Raw genomic sequence first — 24,339 nt, forward strand, 5'->3', positions numbered from 1 at the left:
TTATTAAAGAAGAAGCTTTTTGCTTAAAATTCACAATCTGAAACTGTCTCTAGGAGGCAGTTTCAGGGGAGGGGGTAGTTGAGCAATTACGATCAAGGAATGGAAAAACTCCCCGACCTAAAACAGCTATCGAACGAGGCAAAAGAAGCCTTGATAGTAGAGCTATGGGAGAAAATCCAAAAACTAACCGCAGCGTTAGCAACCACAGACCAACCAAAACTAGACCCATCTCCCAAAAAAACTAGCAAAAATTCCAGCACTCCACCGTCCACAGGATTCAAGCCCAACATTAAGCCATCGAAAATTGAGGGGATAAAAAGACAAAGAAGCCTAGGAAGAGCAGGGGGGGAAGAGAACTACATCCTCATCCCGACCAAACAATCATCGCCCAACTGAAAAATTGCCCCCAGTGTGGAGAGAAAGTCACCGCCGCCACCCAAAAATTGCAATCCGTCTACGAAAAAATCGAACTACCGCCAATTCGCCCCATCATCACCCGCATCGAACGTTATGGTGGTCAGTGTGCCTGCTGTCAGACCGAATATGTTGCACCTGTACCATTGGGAATGGAACCAGGTTCACCGTTTGGCAGTTCAATTCAAAGCTTAGTCACATATCTTCGTTACACTCATGCCATCAGCTACGAACGGCTGTCGTCGATATTTGGAGAGGTCTTTGGACTCAAGATATCAGAAGGAGCAATCGCCAACCTATTAGAGAAAGTCAAAACGAGTTTAGATGACCAAGTAACTCAAATACTCCATCGGTTGCGGCGGGCAAAATTAATTTGTTCAGATGAAACCAGTGCCAGAGTTAACGGACATTGGGAGTGGGAGTGGGTATTTCAGAACCAGGATGTTTGTTTACACGTCATCCGCCCGAGTCGAGGGACTGGGGTAATTAACGAAGTTCTCGCAGAACATCGTCCCGATATCTGGGTGTCAGATTTATTTAGTGCTCAAAAAAATCACCCCGCACCACAATGGCAAGTGTGTTTGGCCCATCAACTGCGGGATTGCCAATATGCGATTGATGCTGGGGACAGAATTTTTGCCCCAGGGATGAAGAGGTTATTATTGAGGGCTTTTATTATCCATCGAAGACGAGAAAAAATCGACGATGCCAGACTCAAGCGATACCGAGAAAATTTACAGGAAAGATTAACCGGGATTTTAAATTTAGCGCCACATCATCCGGATGGTATCCGGTTACGAAAACGCTATGGTGGGCTAATTGACAATTTATTTCTATTTCTGGAAGAGGCGGGGATTCCACCAACGAATAATAGTAGTGAACAGGCGATTAGGATGAGCGTGGTATTTCGCCGTGTGACTAATGGCTTCCGTTCGGAATGGGGTCGAGATTTGTTTGCAGCCGTTCGTTCCGTTGTCAATACTGGGAAGCGACAGGGTTTAACTGCTTATCAATCCATTCAACAAGCTCTCTCTATTGATGGCTCCCTTTTTTCCCCTAGTTGAGCAATTACAAAATATGTTCTGTTGGCTTTAAACTGTGGAGTGTGAAATAGATATTTGCTTAACTTTTTCAGAAACAATGAAACATATCCCAAAATTTTTGCAGGTCTCACAGTATCAATTACCAGTTATGCTCGAAAAACAAGCACACGAAACAGCTAGAGAGCAGTTAGTTAATTATGATGAACTGAGGGATGATAATACTCCTTTTTTCATTTTTTTTTGACGATCGTACTTGAGACGGCGACCCCTGGTTTAGCAAATGTTTTGATGGCTAAACTACAAGTATATGGTGGGATCTCAAGTATAAATTTCATAGCATTTAACCCCCTTTGATAAAAGACTTTTTACTCAAAAACACCTGCCACCCTTTTTCAAGAATCTCCGTGTGGCTTGAGAAAATCTCTAGAAATACATCTATCGCATCGCTTGGCTTCTCAATCGGTGTTTCATACTCGTAGTCGTCAAAGATCAATATACCTCCTACCTTGAGGAGATCCCAACATAACACTGCATCCCGAAGTACATCTGTTGCAATATGTGATCCATCAATATAAATAAGATCATAACTTTCAAGGGGAAGCATTCTAAGGATTTTTTTAGATTGACCAACTATTTTATTGACTTTGTTTTGTGATCCTGTTTGAGAAATGTTAAAATCAAATGAATGCTCAACTAACATATTTTCAAAAATATCAACGCAAGTTATGCTAGCAGTTTGGCTGGTAAGAATATGATCTAGTAGATAACAAGTAGACATCCCCTCAAAACTGCCTACTTCTAAAGCGTTTAGCCCTGGATAACCAACAAACCCTTTTAGTAATCGCTCCCAATTTGGAATATGCCAACTGAACCAATCAGCTGTAAACTGATATCCTTTTTCCTTACTCTGATGCCATCCTCTTAAAGTATGTACCTGTTGGATATAAGCAGCAGCTTCCTCAAAATTACCTTGTTTAGCACAAGTCAAAGCTAAATCCTCATATATCTTCAAATTTTCTGGAGTGATATTCATAATTTTTTTTTCTTTAAATGCTAATGAAACAGAAGTTATGCTAAGAATAGCATCCGTTGTACCATGCGTAAATATAGGGTTCGTGTCACCAGGTGCAGCCTTGTAAAGTTTAGTAAAAATGACCCATTTTTGAGCATTGATTGATAAGAAATTGTAATGAGAACTTTGCGGCGTTTGAGTAGCACTTATCTCGGCTCAATGCCCCTTTGCCTAGAGCATCGGTCTAGTAGAACGAAATAAGTAGGTTTCAGTCTAGAAATCCTTGGTTGGGCAGCGCTGACACAACCATTTTTCGTTGAGAATAATTCTACTGGATCGGATCTCTAGTTTGTATCCTTTTAGGGTCGTGCATCAAAGAACTGTGGGGTAGAGAGCCAAGTCGTTCCAAGTCCATCTGCGATCTGTTAATCCCGCTCTCTGCGCCGCCCTTGTTCCTAAACGATGATGAACCCAAATCCAGTTGACATAGCTGACCACCAGCCTGTTGATCACCTTTGTCTGTTCCCAAATTTTGGCAAATTTATTCTGTCGCCGATGCCATCGCCCTGTTTGTTGTCGCAAAATCCCGTTGGTTCGTTCTAGCCTCTGGGTGTTCTCTTTGCCGATTTGATGGTGAATTTCTGAAGTTAGTACTCGCTCATAACCGCCCCAACCATCGGTTTTCCAATTGAGACAGTCGGTTTTCCGGCAGGGTGCTGTTGACCAATTCTTCGATGAAGGCATCCGTGTGTTTTCCCACTCTGGCTGCCAGAATTAAGCCACTATAGCAATGCTAAACTCAATCCGATCCAACAGTCTCCGGCTCTTAACTCCTGTGCTAGACAATTTTTCTGTTTTTTTCGACGAATGACCACATTTCGGCGGCAATCACTTCTTCTGTTTCTATCTGTTTGACTTCTTGATTGTGAATCATCAGTGCTTTTTGACGCTTCACCTTGAATAAGGGAGACTACCGTCCCGTAGGCTCTGCCACTGATACGGCTAATTCCCCGAAGGCTACTTCCCTCTCCATGAGCTTGAAGGATGGTATGAACTTCCTCTCTTTGTTAGATGACGACCATAGTAGAGACTGTCAAAGTGTTCGGGGAAAGTTTTACCACAGCAAGGACACTTGTATCTCTGCTGCCCTTTCTCCGTTTTTCCATGTCTATGGACTTTATCGTGGCCACATAGTAAGCAATTCATCTGTTTTTAGGATTGACACTCACTCAATTCGACGTATCCCACAGCTTTTTGTTGCACGACCCCTTTTAGGCAATGTTTTTCGAGAACACTAGGGTGTGGTAATACTTTTATAGCAATAATTTTGAATCCTCAACTTCTATTTTAGGCAAAGCTTGTTGGCTCGTTATGCTACAAAATAAGTATTTATAAAACTTATCTTATTAGCGCTCCCGTAGGGACGCTGCGTGATCGCAGCCACAACAAGACACCATCACTATATCTCTTGGATGACAAGGGTTTTAACCCTAAGTAAGTAGGTGGGATTAAACTGAACCATGTAACTGTATCTAAACAGGGCTAAGGATACTTGACAATCGTTTACATAGTTGCGTTTTACACCGCCTACCTACTTACGCTGCACTTCATAACACGAACCCTATGTTTACGCCTACACCTATCTAGTTTTTACAAATTTTATTTAGGTGGTTGAAAGTACATCGCATTTAACCAAGGGAAAATCCCTTGGTATCTAATATCCATTGCTTTATTGCCCGATGTAAAATATTCAATCATGCCTTTTTCATCGCTTGAATGTAACCTATAATTAACTGTACGAAAACCTGTTGAAGCACCACACTGAGTACGCACTAGATGATTGCTAAGAATCGCATCTGCACGATAGCCATTGAACCACAAATGCCCTACTTGAGTCAGTGTGTGCTTACTAATTGCCATACAGTTTGTGTCAACAAGAAAAGGATTTTCTTTATAGAAATTAACAAGTGATGAATCAAGCCCGTCAGAAATGCTTTCATATGACTCAAAACGCTTCCAGTATCCGAGACTATCACAGTTATCGTCAAGTACCCAAGTTCCATCTTCTTGGCAAATCCGCCTAAGAGCAAATACCCATTGGACTTCAAATTTATTTATAGTTTCTATACAGAGAGTAACATGAGTAGTATCAAACCAATTGTCCTCGTCAAGAAAAAAAATAATTTCTGCTTCAACCAGATATGAGAACCCTGCATATATTCGATGTCCATTAAAACCATATTTACCTGTATTCTTGGGAAGAGTTATAAGATGAATTGGTATGTGTGAAGATTTAAAATCTTTTACAATATTAAATACGATATCTTGATAATCTTCTCCATCTATGACGATTAGATGACTTAAATTCTTGTAGTTTTGTTTCTGCACACTTTCAAGACACGAGGAAAGATGTGCAGTTCCAATAGTAGGCGTAATAATAACAGCAGATTTCATACAAAAATACCTCGAATTGAAAAATCTTTACAAACTTTTATCATATCTTATTTTGGTTCTAACGATGAGTCTATAATCTGATAATTAATCACTCTAACCCCTTCTAATTTAAGGAGGTTAGTCATTAATTTTAGTTCGGGATTAGATTATAAATATAACTCACGTCTATATAATGGTTTTGGGCTTCTTTTATTTAATCATTAAAAGTACCACAATGCAAATTATATAATGTTTTCACTGTAATTCTTTTTTACTTTTTAAAAAAATTGTGATTTTTTTTTGTGATTTTACATGACAACTTTGGTAGAACCGTAATTTATGAGAAAAAGTCCATGATGTTTAAAGTTCTCAAATTCTTTATATTGCTTCATAAAATATTTGCTAGTTGTTGTTGATAAAATATAGCATAATTGGAGATGTTTTGATTTCCTTGTATAAGTTTGATAACTTTTTAAGTTTCCCAGGTTACTGGAGTTTAGACTAACAAGGGAAAGAAAAGGGAGCCTGTGATTGGCACAGGCTCCCTAAAGGCAAAAAATTGAGAATTAGCAAAAAACCTCAAATCTGCCTGCCATGAATTGTGAAGTCTTGAGAGAATTTCGTCAACAAGCCTATAAAATGCGCTAGTCAAGCCTGCATATGCCACCTTTGAGCTGATGGATGCAGTGATGACCACGCCAAAAGCCAATTGTTTAACAGAGATGGCACTCAACCCATTGTTCCGAAGAAAATGGTCAAGCGTGTCCGAAGCCTTACAGGACTGTCAGCCAGACCGAGAGCAATTAATGAAACTGTATCTTCAGCAGATGTCAGGAGTAGAGAGACCAATCTTAGCAGTAGACCATACAGCGTGGGTGAGACCAGATGCACCAACCTTGAGGGAGCGTACCTATGAACATCTTGCCACTGCCATTCATGGCAATAAACCGATAGCAATCGGCTTGGGCTACAGCACAATTGCCAGGATACCCTCGGCGCAAGGGAGTTGGGCCTTACCCTTAAGACACGAACGAATCACCAGGAAAGGATACACCCATCAGTAAAGCGGCAGGGCAGTTAGAGCCAGTGATAGCAGGGTTGCCACAACGACCATTAGTATTATTTGACCGGGAATATGGGTGTGCCAGTTTAGTTTTGCAGACCGGCCATCTCAAAGCCGACAAGTTAATCCGGTTGCGTTCTAATCGCTGTTTATACTCTGCCCCACCAGCTTATTCTGGCCGAGGGCGTCCCCGTCGTCACGGGGAGAAATTTCAGCGGGGGCGCCCCCCCAGACTTGGTGGGTTGCTGAGGAGATGGTTGAATTAGATAACCCAAAGCTAGGACAATTACAAATCAGAAGGTGGGATAACTTACACTTTCGTTCTAGTGCTCAACATCCGATGACATTGATCTTGGTAGAGCCAAAGGCTCTCGGTAGTAATTGTCGTCAGGTTAAACCTTTATGGTTAGCATGGATAGGTGAGAATTCTTGTTCTCTCGAATTAGTCTGGATGGACTATTTGCGCCGTTTTGCCATTGAGCATTGGTATCGCGAGAGCCAAGCAAACATTACATTGGACTCTACCCCATCTAAGTACCAAGCGAACAATGTGACCGTTGGAGCGATTTGATGCCTCTGTTAACTTGGCAGTTGTGGTTGGCTCAAGATTTAGTTCGAGACTATCACTTGCTGCAGGCAAAAACCTCTGACTAATTTGACTCCAGGACGGGTGGCTCAATCGCTTTTCCCACTTTTGGTCAAGATTGGCACTCCAGCTCAAGCACCAAAACCACGGGGAAAATCCCCTGGTTGGCCCACTGGTCAATCTCGCTCTGAGCGCATTCGCTATCCAGTAGTAAAAAAGGGTCGAGGTCAGTTCCAAAATCATCGAAATTTGACTTCTTAATCACATATATTTGGCTGCCCAATGGATTTTTTGTGCCTCAGTTTCTAACTGAGCCAGCTTTTCTTAGTCTAAACTCCAGAGGTTAAGTACCTGGACAAAAATAAACAGTGTTATTGCGAGGGTTGTGAAACCCCACCTCAAGTCCTTGCGATTGCTTCGCTTCGCTCGCAATGACATACTTACGTTTATTTATGTCCGACTACTTACAGCACTCCCGGGTGTTATGAGGTACAATAAGAATAGATTAAAAAAATACACCAATGAAAGCATATTCAGTAGATTTGCGAAGAAAAATAGTAGCAGCCCATCTCGATCAGAAGTTGTCGATCAGAAAAACAGCAGCGATATTTTCCGTCAGTAAAAGCTTAGTTCAAAAACTGGTCAAGCAACAAAAAATAGATGGGAATTTACAGCCGAAACCCAGGGGGAAACCGAGATACAGTCATTTGAATAATTCCACAGCTTCTTTGAGAGAAATAGTGGCAGCACATCCCGATGCAACCTTACTAGAATTGTGTGAGTTATTTGCCCAGAAGACCGGAAATTGGGTGGGTAGAACAGCCATGTGTAATGCCTTACAAAAGTTGGGATTAAATCGTAAAAAAAAAACCGTGAGAAGTAGCCAAGCCGGCACTGAAAGAGTCATGAAATTACGGTTAGAGTATTGGGAAAAAGTTAAGCATATCGACCCAAAAAATCTAGTCTTTTTAGATGAGACTGGAGTATTGCTAGGTTTAACCAGAACTCATGCACGTTCCCAACGAGGAACGAGAGCCTATGCGGTCAAACCTTTTTATCGAGGCAAGAAAGTCACAGTAATTGGTGCAATTAGTCTCACGCAAGTAGTGGCATTAATGACCCTAGACAACTCTATGGATAACCAAGCATTTGAGGTATTTATCGAGCAATGTTTAGTGCCAAAATTGTGGTCGGGAGCAGTAGTAGTGATGGATAACTTACCAGCGTATAAACTAGATTCAATTAAGCATATCATTGAAGCGGTGGGTGCTTCTATCTTGTGTTTGTCGCCATACTCTCCTGATTTTAATCCAATTGAATTATGGTGGTCGCAACTCAAATCTTTATTGATCCAGTTTTCACCAACCACCACTAAAATGGTTGACACCATAATTGCTGTGGCTCTTGACTTAATTAATCCGAAACATCTTAAAAACTGGTTTACTAATTGCTGCTACTGTACCTCATAACATCCGGAAGTGCTGTATAAAAATCAAGAATATTTTGTAAACACCTTCTATTAAACATAACTTTTCCAAATTTACCTATAATTCCCAAATATCTGATTGATAATTTCCATCAAAATCATTGGAATACCCACCAAGATAATATCTAACAGTTATTTGATCGTTACATATCATTTCTATACCTAATTTAACAAAATTGTCAAGCATTTTGTCATCTTCAGCTAAATTCTGCTCCCAATCATGCTTCGTAAATGTCTCTGGAATCGGATATTTTCGTAATAGTTCTGTATTTAATAACCAAACATTAGTATCGACTTGCATAACAGATGAGCCAACGGTTAGATCGATACGGTCTCGAAAAATATTTGATCCAGGCTTAATCATTCCAAGATCGCAAAATTGTTTGTATTTGTGAAGACCATCTGCGATTGTTCGACTCCATGGCCAATACTGTTCAAGAAATGGAGTTCCATCAAAATTATAAATTTTACGATGACAATATATTGCTTGTTTGCCTGTAGTAAGGGCACAAGACATTAGACTGCTAATATGATTTTGTTCAAATTCATTATCGTCATCTAAAAAACAAACCCATGGGGAAATAACCTCAAAAACGCTTTGATTTCTAAGCCTTGCTAACCGAGTTGGACCACTCTTGTCTTCGGGATTCCTAGTGCAGTATAAGAACTTGAGATTTGGTTTGTAGTGTTGAATTTTTTCAAGAACTAGCTTAGTTTCATAACAATCATCAACCAAAATTAAATGACTTAATTGACCTTGATAATCTTGAGACTCAACAGACGCAATAGCCCGACTTAAAGTAGTTAAACGTTTACGGGTAATAGTTATCACAGTTACATGGGGATATTGCTGAAATACAATACGTTTTGTTTTCATACTGGATTCGCCGTTTTTCTCCAACTAAGAACGTTAACTGGTAAGCCTTTACGATTTATGGGATGATCTAACTCGATTTGCCAACCAATATTTTTGGCACATTCACTAATTTTAATGTATTGTGATTCAGCAATCAACAAAGCGACACGACCATCCAGATGAAGTACACGATCTAGTTCTAAAAGTGATTCGCATATAGTATCAGTTGCTACTTCTTCATAAGGAGGTTCACTCGCAATTGAATGAAAATAACAGGAAGGAAAGGGTAATTGACGCGCATCAGCTACAGTATGCTTGGCTCCCAAAAACTGAAGTCCAAACCTAACTTTAGGATCAATATCGGTGCTGTATGTTTCAAAATTATGAGCGACTGCTTCTACGACAAGTCCTCCTGCTCCAGCAAAAGGATCTAGAAAACGTTCAAGTTTTGGATTATAAACTAGATTTACAAGCATACGCGAATCAATCACGGGAAGTCCTCTACGACTCAGTAATCCCCCATCACCACGGTAACCGACAACATGACGAACACCTCCATCTTCTGTTGGCAAAAGGAATTCTCGCCGATCGGGCGACATATCTCGTATGGCTTTTGTATCAGCTTGATAAAGCTTTTCTAGACGGTAGTATTTTCCTTTCCATCTAGACAGTTCATTTTTATTACGAATTAAATCGTCAGAAACAATTACAACTTGTTCTACTATTTCACTATACCCAAGATGAGGTAAAAGCCTACAAGCAGGTTCTAGATTCTCACTAGGTAGCTTAAGATAGAATAATCCCATTGGATCTCCAAAAGGACCGCCACTTATGATATCTGCTCCTAAATGTTGCAGAAGATGAATAGCTTCTTGCGAAGCAACATATGTTGCTTTCCGTCGAGAGTTGGGTTGTCGTATCACTAATAATTCTTCCATTTTCACAAAAATTCCCTTCTAAATTATCTAAAAAAAGCAAATGTTTCTACGGAACCAACAGTGTTAAAATAATCTTCCATAGAATCCCAAGATTCAAAGAGGCAGAGAATTTGTGATTTGTAACATTTAAAAGCATTGATCTTGGATGTTAATTCTTGATCACTCAAATTGATATCTATACGTTTTAACGATAATCTATTAAAAATTTCATTTTCCTCCTGTTCATAGTAAAAATCTTGATAAAATATAACATTATAGCCCTCCTTCTTAAGCAAAAAGCCAACTTTTTGAGTTAAAATGTGATCGACATGACTCCCATTCGCCATTGGGCAATAAATTGTTGAGCAAGAAATATTGTAATTATTCTTGAGGCTACACACAATTTCATAAGGTAGCATATTATCTTCTTGCTTCTGCAACGTTCTAAAATCCTGAATTGTTAAATAAAGATTTTGTCCTAGCGAATTTTTACGATAAATCGCGTCAGGGAATGGTAAAAAATTTGAAATGGCTCCAAGCTTTTTGCAGGCTAAAGTATCTTCATTTCGTCGTGTTGTAACAATTGTTTCTGCTCCCCAAATTAAATGTAGTTCATTAGCTAATTCTGATAGTGGGAAAAGAGAATCACCACCAAAAATCGTTAATATATACACTTTTTCGCCCTTTTCTGACAAACGACTAATAAAACCCCCACAAGAACCAACTACATCATCAAAATGAGGAGATAAAAATAAATGTGTTTTGCTCATAAATACCTGTTTTTCTCTACAAAATTTAAAATAGTTGTGATGATTTCATTTTTTTCAGGCTGTAATAATCCCAATAATTTTATGCCATGTATGACATCATCAAGTTCACCACTCCGTTGAGATAGTTTTAAGGAATACTGAAAATCACTAACACTTTTAGAAAATTCATTATTCCAGAGTGAATAGAGTCCACGACTAAAGTATGGTTCAGCAATAGTTATGCTATCCTTTATCCTACTCTCAACCATAATCAAGGCATAATTGAGCGATTCTTGCCATTTATCGTCTCCGATAGCAAACTTTGCTACAGCTTGACAATAGTATATGTAGTCATTAAATGGATTATTGATATTACTAGTTAATTTAATCCATTGTTGCCAACAACTTAAGGCTCTATCTTTTTGTTGAGTTACGAGAAATGCTTCAGCAAGTTGCCAAAGTGACCAACCGTCTAATGGATCTTCCTTTACCCATTTTTCTAGCTGCTTAATACCATTGAATTTGTCACCTTTACGAATCATCTGCATTGCCAAAAAGGGACCCTCCCAAGAAGTCACTAATTTAACCCCATTGCGTTTTGGTGGTAGGTCAGGGGAATTGCCAAATACAACAAGGCATTTATCAGTCCTTACCCATCCAAAAACTTTGGACAGAGTACATATATACTCTACATCTTGTATAACCTCTTTCTCCATACTTGCGAAGGGAAAAGGGATACTCTTAACCGCTTCTCCCCTCGCCATAAAACCACTGTTATCACAATGACCTATTTCTGGAAATCCATCAATGTTTTGATGGTAGCGACGATCTTCCACACCACAAAGTGCAATTCCATGAGAGCGATTTTTCTCAAGTAGTGAAACCATTTCTTCAAGGAAGTCTTGTTTGTAGATATTGTCGTCATCCAGAAAACAGACAAAATCAGAAATATCAAGATGCTTTAAAGCCCACCTCTGTAGTGGATTTGGTGTGCCATCAGGTTTGTTAAGTCCTGGCTCTTCAGCCCCAAGAGCACGGCTAAACCCAAAAGATGTTCGCTTGCTGTGAGCATAGTCACTTGGGAGAACTCCATCTCCAATAACATAATGATGCCAGTAAGGATAAGACTGTCTATCTATACTAGCGCAGGCATCCTCAAGAGATACTCTATTAAGTGTGACTGTAATAATACTAACTTTTGTTTTCATTATTTGTTAACCTTTGATTACCTAACAATAACCAATCAGATTTTGTAACTGAATAAAATAAAGTAGCCAATCGTTTCCCAATTTCAATGGGATTATATTGGACACGAACGAAGTTATAGCCAAGCTCTATTTCTTTGAGACTTGAACCATTGACAATTGCTTGTGCTATTTTAACAGGATCTCTTTCTGGAATAACAACATGTCCATAGCCGGGTGGGACTGTTTCAGAAAGAGCACCAACACCATGACTAATGACAAAAGTTTTACAAAGCAATGAATCAATGAGGCTAAGTCCAAAAGTTTCAGGAAACATTGACAGAAAAAGGCAACACTCCCCAGAAGAATAATATGAGTAGAGGTGATTTCGCGGAATCCATTCATGAAAAGTTACATTTTCATTCAAATCAAGTTCAGAAATCTTGGACTTGAGAAAACTAATAAAACGATATTCTTGGTCAACATCGAATTTACGAGACCTTGGTGGCTCTGGCACTAATAGATGGTACATTGGATCATATTTAATTAATTCTTTCAATACTTCCAATGCTTCTTCGTGTCCCTTTCCTGGCTCAGGGCGATGGGGAAATAAGATGTACCGTAATTTTGTATTATTTTGCCCCAGTAATTTATTAAACGATACCGAATCGGAATGAATACTAAGCTTAGGATCAAAAGGTGCAGGAACTACTTCAATGCATGGTGCTTTTCGTAAACTATGTATATGAGGAAGCCAATCTTCTATACTACGTCTACTAAAATTGGAAAGCAGAAGAAGCATATCCCAATTACCGTCAAACAAAGCTGAACATTCATCAGGATACACACATTGAGTGGTAAATGTTAGTATAATTGGCTGTTCAATTACCAGAGGAAATTTTCGGTCTACAGTCCACACCAGATCGATACCTTCTAAGAACTGAGCAATTACTTTGAGGTTTGATGCTTGGTCTTGTGGTGAAGGTTCAGTAATTGTCACTTCACTAAGTACGGGAAAAATCTCGATATGTGTGTTATCAACTATTCCTTTTGCGTCACAGTAAGGACAGAGAATCCGAAAATTAAAGCCCAGTTTGATTAGGGCTTGCATTTGCAACAATAAAAGCGTCTGAGCACCACCAGCAAGATGATGAGGATGAAATGGATAGTATAGAACTAATAGTATTTTCATTGGCAAATAAAAGCGTACTTTAAAAATCAGGAAGTATGAATTTGATAGGTAATTTTTTCGGATATAAAAAAATATTTGGGCGTGATAGATGCTCTCATTTATCACTTTATTATTGTACTAATGGCTGGGGAATTCTTTAGTGTAATTGCCCCTTTTTTGCCAACAAAAAAATGAAAAATAGCCTTTATTTTAATCAAGCTTTGCATAAATTTTTTCATTTTTACTTGGTCTGCTATATTTTTTAATTCTTCTATTAAAATCAAATTAATTGACATAAATGATTTTATTCCTTTGTAGTATTGGCTAACGAACAAGAGATGGTTACGAGTCATATAATAAAGTTTTCCTAATGATGTTTCACCCCCTAAAGACTGAGAAGCTTTGTGATAAACGATTGATCTGGGATCAACAACAACGTAATATCCAGCTTGTTTAGCTTTTAGACACCAATCAACATCTTCAAAGTAAATAAAATAGGTTTCATTAAAGTCACCAATTTCTTCAAATAAAGATTTTCTCGCTAGTAGAACACAACCAGGAACCCAATCTACTTTATATGAAGCATTTGGTACAGTAGATTGTGGCTCGTTGTAGTAAAGAGCAGTTACTATTCCATTCCTATCAATTGAACCACCCGATGTCCATGCAATAGATGGATTATCCCAATATAATATCATGGAACTAACAATCCCTACAGTTAACTCTTGTTCAGCAGTTTCAATAAGATACGTCAAAAATTTCGGACTTACTTCAGTATCATTATCTAAGAAAAGAATATAATCTGTTTGATTATCAGCATATTTTACACCAGCATTACGTCCTCCAGCACATCCATAATTACTTTTCTGCTTATAAACTTCAATAGTTGGATGAGCTTGCAAAATTGCATTTACTGAGTCATCTGAAGAATTATTGTCAATTACAATTATATGATAGTTAGGATAATTAATCTTCTTCAAGGAATTTAAGCATCCTATAGTATCATCTTTCTGATTCCAGTTAAGAATTATCACTAAAACTTTGGGTTGTTTTTTCATGGATTTCATTTGTATTGTAGTTAAATAAGCTTGATTTATAAAGAATCTTTTGAAGTTATCGTTAATATCTTGATATTATTCCAAATTTGAAGAACTATTCCAGCTAAAATACCTAACTCCATAGAAATTATCCCAACTAGACGACCTATAGAAAAAAAGTTTGGAGAAATAGGATGCCAGTATAAAACTCGATCGATCAGACTTCCAAGATGTGGACCAGATTCCCTATTTGCCTTATATTTAGCAACAAGTGAAACTGCCCATCTTGCACGTATATAATTTTGTCGGGCAAGTCTCAGTAACGAATTGCGATGTCGATAGGAGACAACTGCATCATTAGAGTAGGACAAAGTACCTCCATTTATTTGTAAACGCCAGCATATTTCAATATCCTCACAAGAATAATATTCTTCATCAAATCCTCTAAGAAGATCAAATTTATCTTTCCAAATTGCAAAGTTCCCACTAGGAGCATAATCAAGATAGTACCAAGCATTTGGCAAGCCTGACCGAGAAAGAGGAGTGCGCCATCTCTGAATTTTTGGGTCATTTAGACTAACCTCATCAATTCGTCCGCCTACAGCGTCGGCATGATAGGCGGAACAAACTATAGACAATATCCACCTCTGACAAACACGATCATCTGCATCACAGAAACACAGTAACTCGCCTTTAGCAATTTTTGCACCAGTATTTCGTGCATAAGCTGGACAATAAGTACCTACGGCAGAGACTATTTGAATATTTAGCTTATGTCTAAACGACTCAGCAATTTCTACTGTATTATCAGTTGATCCATTATCTACAACAATGACTTCCCAACCGCCGGGATACTCTTGCTGTACAAGGGCATCTAATTGAACAGCAATAAATGAAGAAGCGTTAAAGGCTGGAATGACTACAGTTACATATGGAAAGGAAGGACCGATTTTCAATATTTCTGACATAAGAAAATGTTTTAGAATTAAGAAAAGAAAACTTCCAAATGTTTGAACTGTCGGTAGAAATAGAAAAACAGACTACTGTGGTGACGGTTTCGTGTAGGAACGGTTGCCTGAGTGCTAGACAATTACCATTACTGCCGAAACTCTCTCCACTGAGGCAACCGCATCTATTCCCGACCTGAATCCTTGCGAGAAATTGGCTGAATGAGGGTGAGAGCCATACCACTTCATGGTAGTAGAGCCGATGAATCCGATTTTCAACATTATAAAGCAAGGGTAGCATATCTTCTGCCAAATTATTTTTCAAACTGCCTTGAATCAAGTGATACACTTCAGGTCGGGTAAACTACCTGATGTTGAGTTCTTAGAAGGCTGTTTATAATAGCGATCGCCCAAGTCTCAATCTCTTCACGACCTACTGCCTTTTGCTCCACTGTTCCCTTGACCCCGCTCACCCGCAACGTTAAGAAATACTCCCGACGGATGCAGTAATGCAGTATTTGTGGCAAAATTTTGCTTTGTTGGATCGATCGCATCAAAGAGGAAGGTAGAAAAATACGCGCCCTTACTTTCCAAGGGTGCAATACAAACATAAAGGCGATCGCCTCCTTCCGTAGCGGTGAAGCTGCCAATTGATTCAAACCTTGAATTGGTATAGCTTTTAGCACAGTGCTGCACGTAGTGTTTGGGGAAGTGCGGGATTAATTGGTCGCTCGGAGGGCGCTGCGAGCGAGGACAACCGACCGATAACCTCGCGTTTGGCAAGTGTTCGTGCTCAGCGAAACGGGATGCTCGCGATCTCCCCTTCTTTCCCCTCGACCCCGCTCAACCGCCTCGTTAAGAAAATCCCTGCCGACCGATGCAACAATGCAGTAGAGAGTGAGATAATGATGGGTGCAAGTGCGATTCGTTGAAACGTGAATCACGGTAAAAAGCCCGTACATAGCGTTTCCAGCCACAAGGCTGAACTCTCGGTCTGAGTGCGACTCGTTCGCAGCCTAATTCATAAGCTGCGGTGAGAACGTCAAGGTAACACCTTGAAATCTTATAACTGTTCCTTGGATGAGGGTGTAAGCCCCTCCCTTCAAGGTTAGAAGTGACTCCTTATCTGTCCACACCGAGGATAATCACCAGAGTGAAGCTGGAGACAGGGCACAACCAGAGCCGAAGCAGATTAAGCACACTGGCGCTAATAGGGGGATACTATGGTGAACTTAATGTGAAGCACCTAGAAAAACGTCTTAGAGAGAAGCGAGAATCTGTAAAATCTCGACTTTATCCTGAATAAAAACCCGCAGCGACTTCAGACATTAGCTGCATAACCAAGCCGCACAGCAAACTTTTAGAAGAGATTGAGAAAGTCGCGGTTTGACGGTGACACTAAGGAAAGGCTCCAAATGACGGTTACGGAAGGGTGCGTCCGTACTGGTCTTTGTCTACTGGTAGAAGTTTAACCGCTGTACCGCGCGGAAGAAGTGTGTTGAGGAGTGTGGCTGATTCATTCCCTCCCGGCTGATTCCCTGCAAGCCAGCAGCACGGTTATATTTTGCCCATTGCTGCTACGGATTGTGAGAGTGTTCCTGTCGCCTACGCTGACTACCTGGGCATTAATTTGATTGTTTGGCAACTGAGAAAGCTGAGCAGTAATTGCCGGGACGACTGGTGCAATGAACATCAATGACTAGACTCCGTTTAGTGTTTGCTAGGTGCTTAATTGCTGTCTTTGCTGCGGTGCTTGGGACTTCGGGCGATCGCGTGTTGATTCCGACTCTGTGCGAACCGGCTGCCCTCAAAGGGTTGTCGGAAGCGGTGGAATTAATTCGAGGGGAGCAAACAGGAGTGCCAATTGAGGTGTTACGGACTCGCTATAAGTCGCGCCTGCTGTTAACCCAAGAAGCTGACAGTTTGCTGGTTGAGGCTTCTGTGGAACTGGACTATCGGCTGCTGCATACGGTGATTCCTGACAACATTGCTGTGGCAGAATCCATTGCTCAGCAAAAGCCTGTCACCGCCTATGCTGCCAAGTCATCCGGTTCTTCATCTTATCGGTTTTTGGCCTCAGAGTGCAAAAAATTGTGGAGGTTGTCGTGAACAAACCTAAAAGTAAGATGGGGGGGATTGGAAAGCTGAGCCAGTTTTCGGGAATTAAGCAGTCACCGGCATCTGTAGATATGGAAGCTGATAGGGCACCGGCTCTTGACCCTCCGGTTGAAGCTGCGACTCTGGCTAATTCCAAGGAGAAACTGGTAGCGGTCAATTTCAAAATTACTCGCAACCAGCACGAATGGTTAGCAGATACAGCCAGACTTGTTAGGGACAACAACGCCCAAGCTGTGCCACCAGCAGAACGAGTGTATCCTCAGCATTTGATGGGCGTGGCGATTTCTCTGTTACAACAGGCTGATGTGGACTGGAGCCAAATCAAGAATGTTGAACAGTTGCGTAAACAGTTAAACCTATTAGACCTTTAAATTTTTTTAGGGGATCGCAATGGCAGAATGGTTTACCTTTCCTATGAAGGATGAGAAATTAAATACTGAAGGAACAGGCGCGAACAAATATTATGATTAAATTTTCAGCCAGTCCCAGAAAAGTTTGGGCAGTTGCAGAAGCAGAGCGTCTGGCCTACGGTTATTTATTTAATCCGACCTTCGCCACAGAAACCTCACTTATTGAACCCTTACCCCACCAGCGTATTGCAGTTTACAAACATTTACTGCAACATCAGCGACTGCGGTTTCTCCTTGCTGACGATGCCGGTGCTGGTAAAACCATTATGACAGGTCTCTACATTCGCGAAATGCTATCGCGTCGGTTAATTAACCGGGTTCTCATTGTATCACCGGCTGGCTTATTGGGAAACTGGCAACGGGAAATGAACAAATTATTTAGTCTGCCGTTTCGCATTGCCACTGGCAACGAAGCAAAATCTACTAATCCCTTTATTGGTGAAAATAGCAACCTTCTTATTGTTAGCGTTGATACTTTAGCAGGAGAGCGAATGTTTTCGCGTCTGCAAGAGTCGCCAGTAATTCCCTATGATTTAGTAATATTTGACGAAGCTCACAAACTCTCGGCCGATCGCGAACCAGACTTTTATATTCGCAAAACTAAACGCTACCAGCTGGCAGAAGCTTTGGTGGGAATTAACGATGATGAAAACTGCCAATTAGAATGGACTTGTCAGCATTTATTGTTACTGACAGCAACCCCTCATCAGGGGAAGGATTTTCCCTACTATTATTTGTGGCGGTTATTGGAGCCAGAAGTCTTGTCAACTTATGACGCTTTTAACACTTACCCTCCTGCTTCTCGTCAGCAACATTTTATGCGACGCACCAAAGAGGAAATGGTGCGTTTTGATGGCACTCTCATCTATCCGATGCGAATTTCAGACACTCTGAGTTACGAACTCACTCAAGGTGAAATTAGCGAACAAACTCTCTATGAAAAAACTACTCACTATATTGAAAATTACTATAACCGCGCTCAAATTTTAAATCGGTCTGCGGCTAAATTAGCAATGAGTGTATTTCAGCGACGGTTAGCAAGTTCGACTTATGCGCTACTTAAATCTTTTGAGCGACGTTTAGAAAAAATTGAGAAATTAATTAATGATATTCAGCGTGGTTCTCTTAATGAATTACGCGATTTACAACATAGGTTAGACCGCAATCTCCATGATATTTTAGAGGAAAAAACTGCCGATGAAGAAAGTAGTGAGGGAGGACTAGAAGAAAGCGAAATCAGTCAAAACCAGGCTTTAGGAGCCATCACTGTTATTTCTTTAGAAGACTTAGAGGTTGAACGCGAACGAGTTAAATATTTGCTCGATCTAGCAAATCGTATTAATGAATTGGCTGAAGAATCTAAATTTAAGAAGTTACAGGAGTTTTTGGATAACTCTCAATATCAAGATGAAAAAATTATAATTTTTACTGAACATCGCGATACTTTAGACTTTTTAACTGGCAGATTGGAAGGAATGGGGTATGCCGATCAAGTAGCTTGTCTTCACGGTGGGATGCTTTATATAGAAAGAGATGAACAGGTAGAATTTTTCCGCACACCAATAAAGGAGGGAGGAGCAAAATATTTAATTGCGACAGATGCGGCAGGAGAAGGAATTAATTTACAGTTTTGCTGGATAATGATTAATTATGATATTCCCTGGAATCCGGCCCGTTTAGAGCAACGTATGGGACGGATTCATCGGTTTGGTCAGCAACACGATCCGGTAATTATTATGAATTTAGTTGCTGGTAAAACTCGGGAAGGTCGAGTATTGAAAACGTTATTAGATAAGTTAGAACGCATTCGGAAAGAGTTGCGCTCTGATAAAGTTTTTGATGTAGTCGGGCGGATTTTTGAAGGAATTTCAATTAAACAATATATGGAAGCTGCCCTAACAGAAGAAGGGGCAGAACACGCAGCACAACAAATTGAGCAGAAATTAACCACTGAACAAGTAGCGCAGTTACAACAAGAAGCACAAAAATTATATGGAGAAGGGGGAGATGTACGAGCGCATCTTCCCGAACTGAATGAACAAATGGAACGGGAAAAACTGCGCCGTCTTTTACCCGGTTATGTTCGTCAGTTTTTGGAAAAGGTTGCGCCTCTAATTGGCATTGGTATTGAGGGAAATTTAGATGAATATTTTTCATTTAAACCTTTAGAAGCGGGAGCGCTAGATTGGTTTTGGAAGGTTTTAGAAACTTATCCAGAAGAATCGCGCCATCGTCTTACGGTTTATAAACCAGAAAATCGTGACAATGCTGTATTTTTACATCCCGGCGAACCAATATTTGATCGCTTACGCGAGTATCTCTGCGGGCGGTTTGCTGATGAAGCCCTAAAAGGTGCTGTTTTTGTCGATTCAAGGGCAACAGATCCTTATTTATTCCATTTGCTTTCTGTTTCAGTCATTCGGAAATCAGATGCTAATTATCCGCAATTATTACGCCAGAATGTTTTGGAAAATAGGCTGGTGGGAATCAAACAAATAGGTGATCAACTTATGGAGGTAGCACCGGAATATTTAACTTTATTGCGTGAAAGTCAAGAAATGTCTGCTGATTTAAGTGAGTTTGTTTTAAGTGCAGAAACTTCGGCAAATTGCGCTTTAAATTATGCGTGGGAGACGATCGGGCAATCTTTAGTAAGTCAACAGCGTCAGGCACTCACCCAACAATTACCTGATCGCCTGCGGTTTTTGCGGTGTGGGTACGACTATCAGGAATCAGAATTAGCGGCGAAACGGGTAAGACTGCGGGATAAGGCGAATGCTGGGGATAGTCGCGCTAAGGGAGAATTGACGAAGGTGAAAAACCGTCAGCGGCAGTTAGAAGCGATGCGATCGCACGCGATCGCCGCCTTGCAACGGGAACCAGAACTGATTACAGTGGGAGAGGTAGAATTTATCGCCCACGCCTTGGTAATTCCTTCTGCTGACCCCGAAGATAGAAAGCGACAGGATCTAGAAATCGAAGCGATCGCCGTACAAGTGGCGTGGGCCCATGAAGTAGCCAATGGAGCGACCGTGCAAGATGTCTCGACACCGGAACGCGCTAGGGCAGCAAATTTAACTGACTATCCAGGTTTTGACTTACTTTCGCGCTATCCTAACAGAGAACGACGATTAATTGAAGTTAAAGGGCGGGCTGACAGAGGAACGGTGGAGTTAACCGAAAATGAATGGATTTCGGCGTGTAATTTGCGGGAGAGTTATTGGTTGTATGTCGTGTTTAATTGTGCCAGTCCTCATCCGCAACTGTTACGCATTCAAGACCCGTTTGGTAGGTTAATTGGGAAGAAAAAAATTAGTGTGGTAATTAACGAATCAGAAATTTTAGAAGCGGCAGAATCTTTTTCCAATCCTTCACATTAAAAGCATTTGTTTCGTTCCGTTCGTAGTAAGCCCGTAAGCTAACTGTGCCTGATGGGGCTTTAGCCCCTATACAACCCTGAACCTTAAATTAGTGCAATGACTGACACCCCCCGCTTAATTGAAGTTGCCTTTCCCCTGCGTCAAGTTTCTCTTGATTCTGTGCATGAAAAAAATGTGCGGCATGGTCATATTTCCACGCTGCATATTTGGCCAGCGAGACGACCTTTGGCAGCTTGTCGAGCGGCATTAATTGCCACATTATTGCCCGATCCTGGCAATAAGGCAGAACGAGATGAAATTTTGTTGCGACTGGCGGGCACGATTAAGGAAACAACGGTTGAAAAGAAGTTAGCTAACGGCAAGGTTAAGCAAACTATTAAAGAGGAAACAGTCGGCGGAATTCTACATTGGGGGCAGGAATCGAGTGAGGATTTAGAGTGGTTTCGCCAGAAGATTCGGGAAGCTTATGGGGGGCGAGTACCAAAGGTTTTAGATCCGTTTGCCGGTGGCGGGGCGATTCCGTTGGAGGCAATGCGGTTGGGATGTGAGGTGACGGCGATCGATATTAATCCGGTGGCGTGGTTTATCCTCAAGTGTACCTTGGAATATCCGCAAAAATTGGCGGGTCAAAAGCTGCCTTTGCCTGATTTTGCCTTGGCAGATAAAGAGTTTATGGAGTCTTATTTTAAGGCGCAGGGGCTAAAGGGTGCTTCGCTAAAAAGACAATTAGAAAAGCTTAATTTAGATAAGGATAAGGAAAAAATTACCGGTTGGGATGAAGCAGCAGCCTATGTAGAATCTTCTGTTACCATAGAAGCAGATTTAGCTTGGCACGTTCGTGCTTGGGGGTTGTGGGTACTCAATCAAGCACGAAAAGATTTAGCTAATTTTTATCCGACTTATGCCGAAATTGAACCACTAAAAACCGGGAGAAAATCTTTCGTCGTAGGCACTGAAGTGCCTTTAGAAGATGGCGCTTCAGTGCTTACTACGAGCTTGAAAAAAGTGCTTTTATTGGAGGATGGCACGTTAGATTTAGTCAAACTTAATCAGGAATTTGATCAGGAGTATTTAGCTACTGCGACAAATCCGCGATGGATACCGAAACCAACGGTAGCTTATTTGTGGGCGAGAACTGTTAAGTGTAAAAGCTGTCGGGCGATCGCGCCTCTGCTAAAAACGCGCTGGTTGTGCAAGAAAGATAAAAAGCGCGTTTTGCTGACAATGGAACCAAATGCTGAGAAAAACGGCTTGGTGTTTGCTATAAAGAATGATGTGCCGATAGTGGGAGGAAATGAGGCTCAGAAGAAAGCGCACGATCTGAAAATTGGTGCGGGTACGATGTCGAAATCTGGGGCAACTTGTCCTTGCTGTAATTCGATTATGACGATGCAAGATATTCGTTTAGAAGGATGTGCGGGACAGTTAGGTGAAGTGATGACGGCGGTAGTGGTGGATGGGCAAAATGGGAAGGAGTATCGTTTGCCTACCTCTGAGGAATTTCAAGTAGCTGCTGAGGCTGAGAAGGAATTAGAAGGGGTGTTTTCTGAGATTCCTTTTGGGTTACCAGAGGAACCTACACCACTACCCGCAGGTTCAAAACAAAACTCATGTTCTCTAAGAATATATGGACTATTAGAATGGAAAGATATCTTTATATATCGTCAGCTTTTGGTACTAGGTACGTTTAGCAAGCATACTCGCAGTACGGCAAAACTAATAAAAACGAATAATTACTCTGGTGACTGGATAGAGGCTTTATTAGCTTATTTGTCGCTCGCAATAGATAGAGTAGCAAATCGTAGCAGTTGCCAGTGCATTTGGAATATAAAAAGCAGCGTAATTGAGCAAACATTTTCTCGATTTGCTCTCCCTATTCTTTGGGATTTTGCTGAAGCAAATCCTTTAGGAGGTGCCAGTGGAAACTATGCTGGAGAAATAGAGTGGATTTCCCTTGTTTGTTCCCACATTACACAAACAGCAGCCAGAAAGATCAATCCTAATGTAATTCTTCAATCATCCCAATCTATTTCTTTCGGTGATATAGATGTTATTATAACAGATCCACCCTATTACGATGCTATTTCTTACTCAGACTTAATGGATTTCTTCTATATTTGGATACGAAGAAGTATCTACGGAGTCTCTCAAGAAATTGACAGTGCTTTTAGAGAAAAGTTAGCTCCAAAATGGGATTATGATAAAAATGATGGTGAATTAATTGATAATCCCACTCGTTTTGATGGTAATAAAGAAAAAGCGAAAGCTATATATGAAGACGGAATGTTTAAAGTATTCCAATCTTGTTATAAATCATTGACACCAGAAGGACGCTTAGTTATTGTTTTTGCTCATAAACATCCTGACGCATGGGAAACCCTTGTTTCTGCTATTATCCGTGCTGGGTTTATTGTAGATGGAAGCTGGCCTATTCAAACAGAACGCTCTGGTAGAATGCGTGCGAATGCCTCAGCCGCCCTTTCCTCTTCAGTTTGGCTAGTCTGTAAAAAACGCCCCCAAACCGCCCGTCCCGGATGGGACAACAAAGTTCTCGACGAAATGCGTTCCAACATCACCGACAAACTGCGGCGCTTCTGGGATGATGGCATACGCGGGCCTGACTTCGTATGGGCAGCCACCGGCCCAGCAATGGAATCCTATAGTAAATATCCCGTTGTCAAAAAAGCCAACGACCCCGGAAAAGTCCTCACCGTCAGCGAATTTCTCAGCCAAGTTCGCCGCCTGGTTTTAGATTTCGTTGTCGGGCGTTTCCTCTCTGAAACAGGTGGTGATGAAAACGCCAGTGGTCTCGATGACATCACCACCTATTACCTGTTACATCGGCATGATTTTGGCATAGAAGAAGCCCCCATTGGCGCGTGCATTCTTTACGCGGTTTCCTGCGGACTTTCCGATAAAGATTTAGCCAGTCAATTCGATTTATTTGCAAGTTCTGCTAAATCTAAAACCGTAGAGGAAGAGGAAGACGAAGACGAAGACGAGGACGAAGACAGGGAAACTGACGATGGCGACACCGACACCGGCAAAGGTAGCAAAGTAAAACTTAAACCTTGGCAACAGCGCAAACGCAAATCAATGGGTTATGAAGGATACGGTACTCGTCCCATTCCTCTCATTGATAAAATTCACTGTATCATGCATCTATGGAAAGCCGGTGACGTAAGCAAAGTTGATGACTATGCCGATAGTCAAGGACTGCGCCGCAATGCTTTATTTAACCAAGTGTTGCAAGCATTAATCGAACTGGCAAAAGTGGGAAGCGACGAACGGGCGCTACTTGAAAGCATCAGCAATCACATCACCACATTAGGAGGTACAGATCAATTAAGTTTATTCTAGTTCGTAGTAGGGGCTTTAGCCCCTAAATATTAAAAGATGGCCACAAACATCGAAGAAGTTTTGGTTAATCTGGAAAAAAAGCTACTGAGATTTTAGGCGATCGCCAGAAACTATTGGTAGCAGAAAATGCTTGGCAAGAAACCGAAGTTTGGGTTCTAGCAGGTCAAGACTTA

General features: G+C 40.9%; 20 protein-coding genes and 1 pseudogene. 9 read left to right on the forward strand and 12 right to left on the reverse strand.

The window, feature by feature from the left end; all coding sequences use genetic code 11:
- Positions 1-78: 78 nt before the first annotated feature.
- Both QUA00_RS05685 and tnpC read left to right on the forward strand, forming a co-directional pair.
- The gene (locus QUA00_RS05685) at positions 79-396 is read left to right on the forward strand and encodes a hypothetical protein (protein ID WP_333408982.1); all 318 of its coding nucleotides are present in this window, start codon (positions 79-81) and stop codon (positions 394-396) included.
- Positions 384-1,478 (forward strand): IS66 family transposase, encoded by a 1,095-nt coding sequence (gene tnpC, locus QUA00_RS05690; protein ID WP_333409047.1) that lies wholly within the window; start codon positions 384-386, stop codon positions 1,476-1,478. The genes QUA00_RS05685 and tnpC overlap by 13 nt, the downstream gene beginning before the upstream one ends.
- Positions 1,479-1,797: 319 nt before the next feature.
- On the opposite strand, the gene QUA00_RS05695 is transcribed toward tnpC, so the two are convergent.
- The 3 genes and pseudogenes from QUA00_RS05695 to QUA00_RS05705 all read right to left on the reverse strand — a co-directional run bounded on the left by QUA00_RS05695 (position 1,798) and on the right by QUA00_RS05705 (position 4,923).
- Positions 1,798-2,490: a class I SAM-dependent methyltransferase gene (locus QUA00_RS05695; protein WP_333408983.1), complete on the reverse strand. Its 693-nt coding sequence runs from the start codon at positions 2,488-2,490 to the stop codon at positions 1,798-1,800.
- Between the two features lie 351 nt (positions 2,491-2,841).
- Positions 2,842-3,675: pseudogene (locus tag QUA00_RS05700) on the reverse strand (IS1 family transposase).
- A 453-nt stretch (positions 3,676-4,128) separates the two neighbouring features.
- Positions 4,129-4,923, reverse strand: a complete 795-nt coding sequence (locus QUA00_RS05705; protein ID WP_333408984.1) for a glycosyltransferase family A protein — start codon at positions 4,921-4,923, stop codon at positions 4,129-4,131.
- A gap of 653 nt (positions 4,924-5,576) precedes the next feature.
- Here QUA00_RS05705 and QUA00_RS05710 point away from each other — a divergent pair.
- The 3 genes from QUA00_RS05710 to QUA00_RS05715 all read left to right on the forward strand — a co-directional run bounded on the left by QUA00_RS05710 (position 5,577) and on the right by QUA00_RS05715 (position 8,020).
- Positions 5,577-5,966: a transposase gene (locus tag QUA00_RS05710; RefSeq protein WP_333409049.1), complete on the forward strand. Its 390-nt coding sequence runs from the start codon at positions 5,577-5,579 to the stop codon at positions 5,964-5,966.
- Positions 5,959-6,231: a transposase gene (locus tag QUA00_RS36765; protein ID WP_445305721.1), complete on the forward strand. Its 273-nt coding sequence runs from the start codon at positions 5,959-5,961 to the stop codon at positions 6,229-6,231. The genes QUA00_RS05710 and QUA00_RS36765 overlap by 8 nt, the downstream gene beginning before the upstream one ends.
- A gap of 841 nt (positions 6,232-7,072) precedes the next feature.
- On the forward strand, positions 7,073-8,020 hold the full coding sequence (locus tag QUA00_RS05715; protein ID WP_333408985.1) for an IS630 family transposase: 948 nt from the start codon (positions 7,073-7,075) through the stop codon (positions 8,018-8,020).
- 75 nt (positions 8,021-8,095) lie between these two features.
- On the opposite strand, the gene QUA00_RS05720 is transcribed toward QUA00_RS05715, so the two are convergent.
- The 9 genes from QUA00_RS05720 to QUA00_RS05760 all read right to left on the reverse strand — a co-directional run bounded on the left by QUA00_RS05720 (position 8,096) and on the right by QUA00_RS05760 (position 16,591).
- Positions 8,096-8,914: a glycosyltransferase gene (locus QUA00_RS05720; protein WP_333408986.1), complete on the reverse strand. Its 819-nt coding sequence runs from the start codon at positions 8,912-8,914 to the stop codon at positions 8,096-8,098.
- A complete protein-coding gene (locus QUA00_RS05725) occupies positions 8,911-9,837 on the reverse strand; it encodes a hypothetical protein (protein ID WP_333408987.1) in 927 nt (308 codons plus the stop codon). The genes QUA00_RS05720 and QUA00_RS05725 overlap by 4 nt, the downstream gene beginning before the upstream one ends.
- 17 nt (positions 9,838-9,854) lie before the next feature.
- The gene (locus QUA00_RS05730) at positions 9,855-10,580 is read right to left on the reverse strand and encodes a PIG-L family deacetylase (protein ID WP_333408989.1); all 726 of its coding nucleotides are present in this window, start codon (positions 10,578-10,580) and stop codon (positions 9,855-9,857) included.
- On the reverse strand, positions 10,577-11,767 hold the full coding sequence (locus tag QUA00_RS05735) for a glycosyltransferase family A protein (RefSeq protein ID WP_333408990.1): 1,191 nt from the start codon (positions 11,765-11,767) through the stop codon (positions 10,577-10,579). Before QUA00_RS05735 ends, QUA00_RS05730 begins: the two co-directional genes overlap by 4 nt.
- On the reverse strand, positions 11,751-12,935 hold the full coding sequence (locus QUA00_RS05740; protein ID WP_333408992.1) for a glycosyltransferase family 4 protein: 1,185 nt from the start codon (positions 12,933-12,935) through the stop codon (positions 11,751-11,753). Before QUA00_RS05740 ends, QUA00_RS05735 begins: the two co-directional genes overlap by 17 nt.
- 101 nt (positions 12,936-13,036) lie before the next feature.
- Positions 13,037-13,981, reverse strand: a complete 945-nt coding sequence (locus QUA00_RS05745) for a glycosyltransferase family 2 protein (protein WP_333408993.1) — start codon at positions 13,979-13,981, stop codon at positions 13,037-13,039.
- Positions 13,982-14,007: 26 nt separating this feature from the next.
- A complete protein-coding gene (locus QUA00_RS05750) occupies positions 14,008-14,919 on the reverse strand; it encodes a glycosyltransferase (RefSeq protein ID WP_333408994.1) in 912 nt (303 codons plus the stop codon).
- Between the two features lie 329 nt (positions 14,920-15,248).
- Positions 15,249-15,584, reverse strand: coding sequence for a hypothetical protein (locus tag QUA00_RS05755; RefSeq protein ID WP_333408996.1), 336 nt, complete (start codon positions 15,582-15,584; stop codon positions 15,249-15,251).
- An 830-nt stretch (positions 15,585-16,414) separates the two neighbouring features.
- On the reverse strand, positions 16,415-16,591 hold the full coding sequence (locus QUA00_RS05760; RefSeq protein ID WP_333408997.1) for a hypothetical protein: 177 nt from the start codon (positions 16,589-16,591) through the stop codon (positions 16,415-16,417).
- 2 nt (positions 16,592-16,593) lie between these two features.
- Between QUA00_RS05760 and QUA00_RS05765 the strand changes: the two genes are divergently transcribed.
- The 4 genes from QUA00_RS05765 (at position 16,594) to QUA00_RS05780 (ending at position 24,166) form a co-directional block, all read left to right on the forward strand.
- On the forward strand, positions 16,594-17,007 hold the full coding sequence (locus tag QUA00_RS05765; protein ID WP_333408998.1) for a hypothetical protein: 414 nt from the start codon (positions 16,594-16,596) through the stop codon (positions 17,005-17,007).
- Positions 17,004-17,387, forward strand: coding sequence for a hypothetical protein (locus tag QUA00_RS05770; protein WP_333408999.1), 384 nt, complete (start codon positions 17,004-17,006; stop codon positions 17,385-17,387). The genes QUA00_RS05765 and QUA00_RS05770 overlap by 4 nt, the downstream gene beginning before the upstream one ends.
- Before the next feature lie 92 nt (positions 17,388-17,479).
- Positions 17,480-20,806, forward strand: a complete 3,327-nt coding sequence (locus tag QUA00_RS05775; RefSeq protein WP_333409000.1) for a helicase-related protein — start codon at positions 17,480-17,482, stop codon at positions 20,804-20,806.
- A gap of 96 nt (positions 20,807-20,902) precedes the next feature.
- A complete protein-coding gene (locus QUA00_RS05780) occupies positions 20,903-24,166 on the forward strand; it encodes a DUF1156 domain-containing protein (protein ID WP_333409001.1) in 3,264 nt (1,087 codons plus the stop codon).
- Positions 24,167-24,339 lie beyond the last annotated feature (173 nt).

Source organism: Microcoleus sp. T2B6 (assembly GCF_036700475.1).
Taxonomy (GTDB): Bacteria; Cyanobacteriota; Cyanobacteriia; order Cyanobacteriales; family Microcoleaceae; genus Microcoleus.